Origin of the sequence: Microbulbifer sp. VAAF005, from assembly GCF_030012985.1 — a bacterium.
GTDB lineage: Bacteria > Pseudomonadota > Gammaproteobacteria > Pseudomonadales > Cellvibrionaceae > Microbulbifer.
On sequence record NZ_CP120233.1, the window covers coordinates 312,291 to 324,670 of the forward strand.

The following is a 12,380-nucleotide window of genomic DNA, read 5'->3' on the forward strand; positions in this document are numbered from 1 at the left end:
CTAATTCCAAGGTGAATACGCCTGGGCTAGTGGTAGAGGCCCAGATTCTGATTCAGTCGAATTTCGCCACTTCGCTGCACTGTAATGGAAGGCACAAAGGACCTGCTCAGGCCAATCTTTGCCTGAAGTTCATAGGGTACCGATTGCTGCCCTCTATTCGCTAATTCAGCGGCGGCGAATAGAGACCCCATCCAGCTCGCAGTTGCGTCTACCGAGATGTCATCCTGGCCATAGGGGGCAATGGGCAATAGGTTGTTTGAGGTTCCTGCCATTACTTTATGGCCGGCAAGACTGAGCTTGTAGTAGATCCCGGAGAGGGGTAGTTCTTGATTGTTAGGATTGAAAATACGCAAATGGATTCTGAAGCGCAGATCGCTGCCGACGGCAGGAGGAAGCGACTCCAGCCCAATAATCTCAACCTCGGGCTGCTGAAAATTGGGCGATAAAGCGGCGCAACCACCCATGAATAGAGCGAATAATACGAGTAAGTTCAGTTGTAAAAGTTTGATCACTGCTTGTCCTTCATTTTTCTCTCTTCTGATAAGTATGAGGTTGGTGTCCCAGCGCTTATTCCACGACCACCACAGTTTTATTTCTCTTGCTTGCTTATTGAGCAACCGCTCGAATTGCTTCATTCTGCGATCCTGATGGATCGAAGAAGGTTGTTGCCTCTGTGCAAACTTCCCCATGGATTTCTACTAATGGAGACAATAGATGAGCAAGTGGTTCATTCTTCTGACAACAATGGTGGTGATATTGTTCGCCAGCTGGAAATGGCTTTTGCTTCCGGCTATTGAAAAGTCGATGAACAAAGTAGAGCTGGGCAAAATTGCAGCGCTGTCACCTGAGGCTAAAGCGCTACACCGAAGTCTATTGGTAGGTGATCTCCACGCAGATAGTTTCCTGTGGGCCAGGGATTTGAGGAAGCGAGCCGACTATGGTCATCTGGACCTTCCCCGGGCGAGAGAAGGTAATCTGGGTATCCAGGTCTTCACATCAGTTACCAAGTCTCCCCGGGGGCAGAACTATCAGAAGAACTCCAGCAAAGCTGGCGATAACATAACCTTATTGGCCATTGCTCAGGCGTGGCCAGTAAAGGCGTGGGGCAGCTTGTATGAGCGGGCGCTCTATCATGCAGAGCGTGTTAATGCGCTACAGCAATCTGCGCCTGACCAAATACGTATCGTCAAAAGTGCGGCAGATTTACAAGAGGTGCTTGTAGCAAGGAAGCAGGGCGGAGAGGTTTTGGCCGCACTCCTTGGCACTGAAGGTGCCCATCCTTTGGAAGGGAAGATCGAAAACATCGGTCACCTATACGATGCGGGTTTCCGGGTGATGGGGTTGCAACACTTTTTCGACAATGAGCTGGGTGGCTCCCTGCATGGAGAAAGCGGGCAGGGTTTGAGCGCATTTGGCCGGGAAGCAGTGCAGGAGATGGAAAGGCGCTCTATTGTGATTGACGTCGCCCACTCCTCCGAGCAGGTCGTCCGCGAAGTTTTGGATATTGCCGAGCGCCCAGTGATTGTTTCCCATACCGGGCTTCAAGGGGCGTGCAACTCACGCCGGAATATCAGTGACGAGCTAATGAAGGAGATAGCGGGCAAAGGCGGCTTGGTTGGAATTGGTTTCTGGCCTGGCGCTGTCTGCGATACAAGCCCCAAGAGCATTGTTAAATCCATTCGATATGCCATTGATACACTGGGTGTGGATCATGTCGCATTGGGGTCGGACTATGACGGCAGTGTAAAGGTTGCATTTGACGTAAGTGAACTGGGCGTGCTTACCGCAGAAATGCTTCGGCAAGGGTTTACTGAAGAAGAGATCCGTAAAGTAATGGGTGAGAACCTGAGAGATTTCTTCCTTACTCAACTTCCCAGTTAATATCATATAGGAAGGTTGAATTTAGATTCCGCAGCCTTCTCAACAGATATATTAGCGCTGGTATTTGATAGCTCACTGTTCTGATGAATTTGTTATTACCAGCGCAATACTTGCACTCGCATATGATTAAAAAGAAATTTACTTTCTGAACTTATCCAAACGCAATTTAAACCGGAAATTTGTATCATATTTTGACCTTAACGTCCTGAAAAGCCGATTGAAATTAAGTGTAATCAAATCCCGGTTTACTTTTTAAAATGACTTAAAGCTAAAAAAGCCACAAGAAAATTGATAGAGATAAAACTGTAGGTGAGAAAAATAGAACATGGGCCGCGATACCGCGGATAGGCAAAAGTCCACTATCTCTAAAGAATAGGGAGACCTCCATGTTCAATCCGAAACTAATAGAAACAGAATTTCTATTGGATCAAGCAAATTACATTCAACCCGGTGTCCACAATGATGTAAGGCGCGGAGTTTGTTACGCATTATCCTACATGTGGGTGAGACTCGGCTTGCAACCCGGCGGTCATATAAATATGCACCTCCAGGCAGGACTGCAACAGTGTTACCACAATACGGGAATTGGAAATGCCCTTAACAGAGCAGCTCCAGGTATGTTTTTAAGGGCTGTTGGCGGGTCGACCACAAGCTTTGGCCAGCCTATCTATACGATGCAAAGGGCAATTTCTGCGCAACAGCAGATCCAAGGAAATGTGATGGGTATATCGTCAGGGTTAAGGACGGTTTGTCGGACAGATGGGTATATCGAGCACTGCATTGCCCGTGGGCATCAGCTGAATCCATTTGAGCCTTTCTCCACATTTTTGCGATGGATACGGCAGGGGGTGGCGCGCCTTAATCAAGGCTTTGCATTGATAGGATTCCTGGGCCCTAACAGTGGTCATGCCATTGCAATTCAAGTACAGAATGGTAATACCTGGAGACTTTTTGACCCCAATTTTGGCTCCTTTGTATTTAACGGATACAACCGCTTTAAGACTGAGTTACATCAGCTGGCTTTGATTTACCTGGCGATGGGCACTGCCGGTGGAAGCTGGATGATTTCAACTTTTAGATAAGTAAGTTGGTTTGTTTTATTGTCTAGGTATCACAGGGTCACTTAAGTGACCCTGCGTGTTGAGTTTAAGTGCCAACGTATACTAAAAACCTAGATCGCAGTAAAAGTTCTGATGAGTCAAATAGGGGGCAGGCACTTCCAATTTTAACAATGACTACTTGGCAGCGATGCACTCAATTTCAATTTGGGCGCCCAGCGCTAGGGACTTCACTGCAAAAGTAGTCCTTGCAGGGTAGGGGTAGGCAAAAGCCTTTTGGTAGATGTTGTTGAACTCAGGGAAATTCTTGATATCTGTTAAAATGACCGTGCATTTAACAACATCTTTCATTTCGTAGTCGTGGCGCTCCAGAGTTTGCTTTATATTGTCTAGAGTCTGTTTGGTCTCCGCAGAGAATCCCCCTTGGGCTAACCGCTTAGTCTCCGGTGAAAACCCTATTTGGCCGGAAAGAAATAGCTGGTTGCCAACTTTTACAGCCTCTGAAAATGGTAGCTTTGAGACTGATCCTGTTGGGTTCAGAAATTCAACCTGCTCAGTGTCCTTTGCATAGCTGAAACTGGAAAGCGTAATAGTGAAAAGTGTAGGAATTAATGCATTTATAGGTGATGTCTTTATCTTCATGGGAATATTTTCTTATAAATTTGCTGCCAAACAATCTGGGCTAGGTCTAGGGGGTCTAAATAATTCCGTGATGCCTCTGGCCCACAATCAAGGCGCGGCTTGGCAAGAAGTGTCCAGATCTTTCAAAAAGTCACAACGCAGGGTGTGAATCGCTCTGAAAGCCCCGTGGAGGAGCCCTGAAGGCTCGCAGAGATATTACGGAATTATTTAGAGGCTCCCTAAAGCCCTCTTGCTGCGCAGATAACTTCATTCCACTCCATATCTGAGTGCCATTCTTATTGGGTAATAGTGATCAGGGATATCTGAATCGGGAATAGGTACGCCATTCCCTCTCTAAGCCATTCAGGCTTAAGTATTGTATTCAGTGGGCCGATCTCTTTAAATTGAAACCAGTGCACCATTTCATGTTGAGTAATATAGACCTGCCAGGATCTCGGCGCAATTACAGTGCCCGAGTAAGGGAAAGATATGGCCCTCTCTTGCCTGCCGCCAAATGAACGGTAACACTCGACAGTTGAGCAATAAACAAAAGTAGGTTGGCTATTTAGTAGAAGACTGTTTCTGTTCAGTAAATCATTCGCTGATCGATATAGTACGGTTGCTTCTGCGAGCCTTTTCTTATCTTCAACGCAAGCAAGGCCATTACAATTAACACCGTTAAGTTGAGGGAGGAAGAGTCGGATAGCAGGAAAAGATATCCATAATAGTATCGGGACTGATGCGAATACTAGTAGAGCCAAGGGTCTGAACATAAATTGGATTGCCTCTGCACTTTGGGTTACTTGCGATAAAGGGCGAAACAATTAAGAAAAATCTAGAATTGAATTGATCTTGGCTCCGGTATTATCAAAAACGGGGAGCTCGCCCGTGTTTCCAAGTAATTAAATACGATTTTTCATTATAATAATTTACTTTGGAGTTAGCGCCATTCCCTCTTCTGAACGTATTGAAATTGATAGAAGGTCGACGTTGCCAGCTCATCGAGTATCTATGTTTTTATTGGCAACTTCACCACCTATATTGGTGTCTGGGTTTAGTAGACCGCTGCATGCCAGCTGGTGGGAGGTTGATAAGTGTCCACTAGGGGGGATGCTGACTCCAAGCGCTGTAGGGTTTGGGTTGCTGTAATGCTTAACCCAAAACTCAGTTGCTTTATGAATGAAGCTTCCTTCGTACTCTATTGATGTGAAGTGCTACTCCAACCCAATTCTGCCTTCATCAATCTGAAGCCGCCAGCCTAGAGATCGTCAGCATTTATTTTTTTAGGCTTGTTCGTAACGCAGTGCTTGTGGGCATTTGTTAAATCTGCAACTTCCTTCAGAATCGGGTGCTTCCCCTGCCTACTGATGACCATAAAGAGTAGTCAGCCGTCTTGATGAGAATCTCACAACTAATGCTCTAGCTGTATTTATCGCTAGACCTAAAAACTATCAGTAATGGGAAGTAGGGGCTCTATTTTCTTCGCTCAGCAAAAACTCTAACTAGATTTGTATCGCTTGAGGAGGGTAGAGGTTAGCGCACAAAATTTGCACTAAAAGATATGTAAATTATTGATTTCAAAGATCTGATTGGTGCCCGGGGCCGGACTTGAACCGGCACGGCCGTGAAGCCGGGAGATTTTAAGTCTCCTGTGTCTACCAATTCCACCACCCGGGCAGATCCTTTGCGAGAGAGGGCGATGTTTGATAATTGCCCTTCATTCTCACTTTCATTGCAATCAACAGGATACTGCAATGAAGAGGAAAATGGAGGCTAGGGTCGGAATCGAACCGGCGTACACGGAGTTGCAGTCCGCTGCATGACCACTCTGCCACCTAGCCTTTTTTATCCGCCTTTGGCGGAAAAGAACGCTGCGAATTCTATCTGATAAATCCTAGCGTTTTCTTATACTTACGTGCGTTTCGCTGTGTAAGTGGGCGCCATTTTAGGGACTCTAGAGGATTAGTCAAGCATTGTTTTCATCAATGTTGCAAACAAGTGAAAAAAAGTAGGAAAAGTTACCTTCTGATGGTGGGGGAGGGCTGTAATAACTTTTAGCACTGGTGCTCAAGAACCTATTTCCATTTGTTCTAAATTAATCTTCAGGTGTGCTGGCAATCTGTGACCTGTGTTCGATACTGTCTTTATCTGGCTAACACATCTCCCCCAACGTGTTTAGTAATGCTGGTAGGGTGGCTCACATGGCTGCCACCCGGAAGCAAGGATGAAATCCTCCAAGTTTCACTCCTAATGGTCTTGGCCCTGACGCTCTCCCCCCCGTCGTCAGGGCTTTTTTTTGTCTGCTATTTATTGGAGTCTTTCGCCAGGTCTGTCAGGTTTTCTGTGGCTAATGCATCCACGGGTTTACCGGCTGCTTTCTCAGATAGGGACCTAAACCTTTCCAGAGTCACTTCACCGCGTGCTTGAGCCAGTTCTCGTGCGACGTCATCAATACTTGCCTTGCCATTGCTGGCCTCGCGAATCTCTTTATCCAGTTGCTGCATTACCCCGGCCGCACGGGCGGTAATGGGGCCGGACGAGCGTTCGACTAATAGTGAAGGAGCCTTCTTACCCCACTTGATCAGTTTATCCATCGCCTCCTGATAGCGGGTCTCACTGATGCCACCAGTTCGCCGTAAAATCTCCAGGGAATAAAACTCAGCCAGTCCCTCTACAATCCAATCACTCTCATCGTCACCGTGAATTCCCGTGCCCACATGAACTAATTCGTGGATCATGCTGCTGGTGCGGTTGCCGCTGATCAATGGTCGATCAGCATGCATATATAGAGAGCGTGTCCCCGACAGCCCGCCGCGCCACATGGGGTCGTCAGCGGTTACGATCAATAGATGATCAGGGAAGAGGGGGAAGATTTTCTTGAGCTCTGGCAGGTTCCAATTTAGGAAGGCCAGGATGTCTTGCCGCCGAATGTTCTCATTTTTAGGGCCTGCAACACGGGTTTCAGTGCCGGCAATCATATCCTGCCGACTGCCAATTTTCCCTACAATCATCCAGCCCTTGGGTCTTACAAACTTACGCTTGGGGTCAGATAACTCGTATAGGTTATCTTCGATCTCAGGGTAGGGCAGGGCCGCATACCATTGGTCAGGAAGTTCCAGCTTAAGGCGGGCGGTAGAGCGGCCACGGCTGGTTGCCGATACCGGTGCAATCAATTTATCGCTGCGGAGAATTGCCCAGTCTTTGGTGATCCGTGAGTCGTAGCCACCGTTGCTACGCTGGTTATCTATGACAAAGCGGTACTTGAGGACGGGGTTCTTCCCTTCGGGTTGCCAGGTTGCTTTGTCGCCCTCGATCTTTAGAGGGGTGTCACTTTCCAGGTCCTGATAGCGGCCAGAGCGCAAGTTAAGAACGAGCTTACTTGGCATATCATCACCGCTGAGCGCCATTTCCACCTCAGCCAGCTTGGAGTTGGGCGAGATCTCTGCACTGTAAAGAATCTCATAAGCCTGAAGAGCAGGGGATAGAGTGGCGAGTAATAGCGGCAGTGTTAGTAATCGTTTAAGCATCATTTCTTCAGCGGGAAATCCAATAATTAGTCGTTTCGACAGTATCTAAGCCTACAGGTGCCCTTGTGTCACCTGCAAGCAAACTGGTCACAAGCTAGCCAGTTATGAGGTGACAGTTTTGTGCCGTCAGGTTTCATTGGATTGGTTTTCAGATATGTACCACTTAAAAAGAATACACTTACAAAGTCGTTATCATATGGTGGCGCATTCTATTAAGCATCTCCCGTATAAGTAAACAAGAAGATAGATATGGGTGGGTCGGCACAAACATCTTTTGAGAGGGCTGAATTAGTGGGCAGGCTGAATTAGTGGGCAGGCATGCTGACAAAGTGGGAATTGAGCGCTACGAAGGACAAGACCGCAGCATAGCTGCGGTCTTGAAAGGTCTTTTGCAGTCTAACTAACGATGGAGACAGAGCTACCAATATCTGATTGCGCGGGGATCAACGAACTGCATAGCGTAGGCGCTCAGGGCAAATCCATCTGGAAAACTGCTTACCATTGGTTGCTGGGGGTTAACCGCGGCTATTTCGGAAGGGTAATAGCCTCCCGGCACAAACTGCCCCTGCCAACTGGGTGTAGCTTGAGGGGGTAGCCCTGTAACGGACTCATAGTAAACCCAGAGTATGGAGTGGCTGGGGAGGGGCCTTGCGCGGTAGCGGCATGAGTAGCCGCGGCCCTTGCTTGCTCTTTGGCGGACTCAAAAGCGGAGTTGATACCGAAAAGCTTGGGAACACCTGCGCCAACTCTCTCTGCCCCGAGGGGCATTGGTGCGGCCAAGGATTGGATCAGTTGGAATAAGGCGGTCACTCTGGATACATCTTTCTGCCGGAGCGCACCTTTAAATAATGGATGGTGGGCAAGTAGTAGTGCTGCCAAACCGGTAATATGCGGCGCGGCCATTGATGTACCTGACTGAACATCGAAGCCTTTGTCAGGCACAGACGAAACGATACCCACACCAGGTGCGGCAACAGAAATTTCCTGGCCGAAAGCGCTAAACCTAGGAACAAATAGACCGTCGGCTGATGCTGTTGAGGGTATTACTGTTTGCGCTTCCCAGGAATCTTTGGGGAATTCATTGAGCATTCCAAGAGCGCCTACAGCCATAGCATTTGGGGATCTGGCTGGGTACTGGACTGCCCCGCCATTGTTGCCAGCGGCAACTATACAGGCGATACCATGTTGGACTGCTTCCTCGATTTGCTGCTCAACAGCCTCTGATGAATCAGAGCTGCCCAGGCTCATATTCACCACATCAACGCCGAGCTCTATGCAATGTGAGAGCGCATCAATCAAGCTACTAAATTGCCCGCCGGGGAAAACTTTGAATACATAGATTTCGGCTTCAGGAGCAAAACCGCGTATTGCCTCGGTGCCAGAGGGTTGGCCTGTAATAATTCCCGCACAGTGGGTTCCATGGCCGACGATATCTTCTGCCCAGCTATTGGCATCGTAATTATTGGTGACATCGATACCATTCTTTAAGTGGCTCAGTATTGGGTGCTTATTGTCCGCACCGGAATCGATGATTGCGATTTTGATACCTTTGCCGGTGTATTCATCGGGTAGCTGGTCCAGGCCCATGTACTTTTGCCCCCAGCCATAGGAAGCATCATTGGGGAAGTTGGGTATGGCTTCGCTTAGGGGTTGGAGTTTCACCAGGTTTACACCGGTGAGGGATAGGGAGGGGCTGCGAATATATTTGTTCCAGAAATCTTTGGCTGGGCGGATCAGAAGTGATTTCACTTGAGCACCGCCGCTTTGCGCAAAAATACTGAGCGCGACTTCCCCTTTATTGTTGGTGACACCTTCTTGAGGAAAGCCCGCACTTTCAACAATTATTTGTGCGTCGCGTATGGGCTCACCTTTTGCACCGATAACGCGGAAGTGCACCTGCTGTGCCTGGATGTGGTATTCGCGCAATAGTCCGGGTTGCTGTGCAAAAACTGCGGAAAAGGTCGGTGAATAGCTCGCTTGCCCGTAAGAGAGAAGTGAGTCCAGTTCAACGGCGACGTTTGGTGGTGTGGTCTGGTAAAGTGCCGCAGCAGCATCCACATCCATACGGACTTTGTAAATATTGGTGGCCTCATCTGCGGAGGACAGCGTTTTTAGTTTTCTGCCGGGGCGTATTTCACGAAGTACCTCACAACCTGCCTGCCTGGCAATAGTGGAAATCACATGGTGCATTGAGCCCGAGCTCAATGGCTGTACGCCCATGGATTTAGCCATCAGGCTGCGGCGGGGTGAAATAAGTAACTCGACTTTCTCTGCAACCTCGACCGAAGGTTCTCCTGCGGCCTTTTCTTGTCGGGATTCAGTCATGTTCATGTTCCTTCGCTTTCAGTGCGGTACTGATTTAGTACGCGTGTGAAACGTCTGAAAGTGGTGAATCGAGTGGGTTTCAGCCTCAATTGAGAGGGTGGACAGGTTGATCCGGATCAATAATTACTTTGCCTCTCAATTTCTTTCTTAGGTCGTCGACGGCATCGGGTGTAGCCACAAGGGTGACGTTGCTTTTGCGCAAAGTAACGTCCTTAACATCGGGGCAATTTGAAGCTTCCTTCACCAGCTCCTCTAGCTCCAGAGTGCTAGCTGATACCTTACGATTGGGTACGGCTACATATTGCTCAAACTTCTTCATTTTCTTCTCATTGTGACTGCGCCATCCAAAATAGGTCAGGGTCGAACCCACCCCCAGGAAAAGGGGCGTGAAGCCCCTTTTTTTGCATTTTCAGTGCAGATAAGCCTGTTGCTGAAAGGCTGAGTTGGGTTGCGGCATTGCCTGATAGGGCAGTGGTTGCCCGATACCACTCAAATTCTGAAAAGGTTGCTGTGGCGGCTGCGGGAAAGCCTGGAATGGCACCGGTTGACTCAGTGGTGCAAAAGCCTGCGGGGGAACCGACCCATACTGCTCTGGAGCCACAGGTGCCAGTTGATTTACCGGTTGGCCGACATAGGTCTGAGGAATGAGGTGTGGCGCGAATTGCGGTGCGGCCTGGTAGGGTAGTAGGTGGCTAAGGCGCGCCAAGTTGTTAAGGAGTTGACCTTGTTGGGGCGCACCAATGTAGTTACCAAGAACAGGTGCGGCACGGCTAACCAGCTCACCGAGGAGACCTTGCGGTGCCAGTTGCGGAGCGGTTTGGTAGGGCAGGAACTGTCCTAGCTGGGCGGCTGTATTGATTAGCTGTGCCTGAGGGTTATTGATGTAATTGGCCAAAACAGGGGCCGCGCGGTTTATCAATTCGCTGAGATAGTTCTGGGGGACAAACTGATGAGCGAACTGGGGTGGAATCTGTGGAGCGAGCTGCTGAGGAATGTGGGGCGCTAACTGTTGTGGAAGCTGCGGTGCAGCCTGGAAGGGCAGTACTTGGCCCAATCCGCCGAGTGCATTGATCAATTGACCTTGTGGTCCACCGACAATGCCACCAACTACCGGAGCTGCACGGCTAATAAACTCTCCCAGCAACCCTTGTGGTGCTAACTGTTGAAGCGGTAGGTATGGCTGGGGGGAGTGAGTCCGACGACCGGATTAATCGGAGGTACGGCATAGTTTTGTGGTTGTCCAAAGATCCCTTGAGCATATGCATATGGTTGGTACATGAACGTACTCCTCGAGTAGACCAATGACGATAGGGGGCTATCGCCCAGGTTATTTCATGGTTTACGGGTGAGAATTTTGGAGCTCGATAGAGCCCCGTTTTTAGGATCAGCCTGCTGATAATAAATCGGTAATGAGCTTTCGAGTTGTTGCATCTTGCGACGGACACTCAGCCGGCTGATCTGAGTATAGAGAAGCTTTTCGGAAGCACAGGGAAAGTTTGAAAAAAAATGGAGCGGGAAACAAAAAGGTAATGGGGGCGCAATTGTAGTCACCATTTTTCTTAAAATTTTGTAATTTTTCGAAAAGGAATATTTTTTAAAAAATAAAGTCTTACTCGGGATTTGCTACTTAAATGAGTGGTTAATATTCTTGTGGCGTGCAGGGTGCTGCTCCCTTGTATTGGTGTTAGGGCTCGGGGAAAATCCCCTCGGGTGCCCGGTGAAAAATAGCGGCACTTGTAGAAATATCCGTAAATAGCGAACTGGAATTTAAAGGTAATTGTTTATATCGATGTCTTGGAAAAGAAACTTATAGAACTTATCAGTTCGCTTTTATGTAAAGGTCTACTTACTCAAAACATCAAAAAACGATATCTAGTAGCGTTTCAATATAATTTGTTATGGCCTCGCGCTGTATGCCTCTCTTGGTCTTTTTTGCTCCAAGTTCTGATGTCCTCTGTGGAGAGCTTTGCATTTGTTTATACGTGTGCTCTCAAAACTAAAAGTACTTGATAGTCGTTGAAGATACGTAAATACAAGAAAGTGGATAGAAATAATATCGGTATTTTTTTGGCGACCACAGTTTGCCGTATACGTGAAGAGGGCTTCAGAGAGTGGATAGATTGGTGGAAAGTGTTCGACTCCAGGGAGAACAAGGGATTGGTTGTTAGTTGGCAGACTACATGGATGTGTCGGAGATTGGGGCAATTACTAGCAACCGTAAAGCTTGAATCTCCAGTGTAGAAAGAGGCGCTCGGAGCCGGGGAGGTCCAGCTATAATGCGGATTAGACTGCCTTTGAGGACAACTCAAAGACCGGGTCTGTCGGCAAAATGACCTATGATGACATTCGCGCCAAAAATTACTTGATCTTTAAAAAATGGATGAGTAGTATTCGCGGCCTCGGTGAGTAGCGCAGCCTGGTAGCGCACTTCGTTCGGGACGAAGGGGTCGGAGGTTCGAATCCTCTCTCACCGACCATACAAAAAGAAAAAGCCCGCTTCTGCGGGCTTTTTTGTGTTTATGATTTCACTCCTAGTAGCGCTTTTACTTTAAAGGTTTACATAGGCAATAACAGAGCTGCCTTGAGGATGTAGATCTCTTAGTTGTTCATCGGTGCAAATAGCTAAGCCAACCATACACAAAGCCCCATGCCTCTTCGGTATTTCTGAAGCCAATTCCTTATCTGCCCTCATCGCTTCTGACTTTTGTAGTGCACTCCCGCATTGAGCCGGCAAGGTAGATGTAGGAATTACTTGTACTTTCCTGGTGCGATGAGCTGAGGGAAAATGAGGGGCAATCTGAACGGCTGATCGTCAGCTCAAGCTAAAAAAGTTCAGGCACAAAAAAAGCCCGCTAAAAGCGGGCTTTTAAAATCTGGTCGGTGAGAGAGGATTCGAACCTCCGACCCCTTCGTCCCGAACGAAGTGCGCTACCAGGCTGCGCTACTCACCGTTTTTTGTTTCGCATCA

The 12,380-nt window shown here is 48.2% G+C and carries 8 protein-coding genes and 4 tRNA genes; 3 read left to right on the top strand and 9 right to left on the bottom strand.

All coding sequences use genetic code 11. The features are described 5' to 3' along the window. Nucleotides 1-26 precede the first annotated feature (26 nt). Nucleotides 27-635, bottom strand: coding sequence for an LEA/WHy family protein (locus tag P0078_RS01355; protein ID WP_282932687.1), 609 nt, complete (start codon nucleotides 633-635; stop codon nucleotides 27-29). A gap of 79 nt (nucleotides 636-714) precedes the next feature. Here P0078_RS01355 and P0078_RS01360 point away from each other — a divergent pair, with 79 nt between their 5' ends. Together P0078_RS01360 and P0078_RS01365 are read left to right on the top strand one after the other, a co-directional pair. Then, the gene (locus P0078_RS01360) at nucleotides 715-1,881 is read left to right on the top strand and encodes a dipeptidase (protein WP_282932688.1); all 1,167 of its coding nucleotides are present in this window, start codon (nucleotides 715-717) and stop codon (nucleotides 1,879-1,881) included. Between the two features lie 386 nt (nucleotides 1,882-2,267). Continuing rightward, nucleotides 2,268-2,963 carry a YopT-type cysteine protease domain-containing protein gene (locus tag P0078_RS01365; protein WP_282932689.1) on the top strand — a complete coding sequence of 232 codons (696 nt, stop codon included), beginning with the start codon at nucleotides 2,268-2,270 and terminating at the stop codon, nucleotides 2,961-2,963. A 153-nt stretch (nucleotides 2,964-3,116) separates the two neighbouring features. On the opposite strand, the gene P0078_RS01370 is transcribed toward P0078_RS01365, so the two are convergent. The 7 genes from P0078_RS01370 to P0078_RS01400 all read right to left on the bottom strand — a co-directional run bounded on the left by P0078_RS01370 (nucleotide 3,117) and on the right by P0078_RS01400 (nucleotide 10,556). Beyond that, nucleotides 3,117-3,581, bottom strand: a complete 465-nt coding sequence (locus P0078_RS01370) for a RidA family protein (RefSeq protein WP_282932690.1) — start codon at nucleotides 3,579-3,581, stop codon at nucleotides 3,117-3,119. Between the two features lie 1,569 nt (nucleotides 3,582-5,150). Next, nucleotides 5,151-5,237: transfer RNA gene (locus P0078_RS01375), tRNA-Leu, on the bottom strand. Nucleotides 5,238-5,327: 90 nt separating this feature from the next. After that, nucleotides 5,328-5,401 (bottom strand) — tRNA-Cys (locus P0078_RS01380). A 462-nt stretch (nucleotides 5,402-5,863) separates the two neighbouring features. Beyond that, the gene (locus tag P0078_RS01385; protein ID WP_282932691.1) at nucleotides 5,864-7,090 is read right to left on the bottom strand and encodes a hypothetical protein; all 1,227 of its coding nucleotides are present in this window, start codon (nucleotides 7,088-7,090) and stop codon (nucleotides 5,864-5,866) included. Between the two features lie 522 nt (nucleotides 7,091-7,612). Next, nucleotides 7,613-9,412 carry a S8 family serine peptidase gene (locus P0078_RS01390; RefSeq protein ID WP_282932692.1) on the bottom strand — a complete coding sequence of 600 codons (1,800 nt, stop codon included), beginning with the start codon at nucleotides 9,410-9,412 and terminating at the stop codon, nucleotides 7,613-7,615. Nucleotides 9,413-9,497: 85 nt separating this feature from the next. Next, nucleotides 9,498-9,731: a hypothetical protein gene (locus P0078_RS01395; RefSeq protein ID WP_282932693.1), complete on the bottom strand. Its 234-nt coding sequence runs from the start codon at nucleotides 9,729-9,731 to the stop codon at nucleotides 9,498-9,500. Nucleotides 9,732-9,821: 90 nt separating this feature from the next. After that, on the bottom strand, nucleotides 9,822-10,556 hold the full coding sequence (locus tag P0078_RS01400; protein ID WP_282932694.1) for a hypothetical protein: 735 nt from the start codon (nucleotides 10,554-10,556) through the stop codon (nucleotides 9,822-9,824). A gap of 1,256 nt (nucleotides 10,557-11,812) precedes the next feature. Between P0078_RS01400 and P0078_RS01405 the strand changes: the two genes are divergently transcribed. Beyond that, a tRNA-Pro gene (locus P0078_RS01405) sits at nucleotides 11,813-11,889 on the top strand. 397 nt (nucleotides 11,890-12,286) lie between these two features. Here P0078_RS01405 and P0078_RS01410 read toward each other — a convergent pair. Beyond that, nucleotides 12,287-12,363, bottom strand: a tRNA-Pro gene (locus tag P0078_RS01410). Between the last annotated feature and the right edge of the window lie 17 nt (nucleotides 12,364-12,380).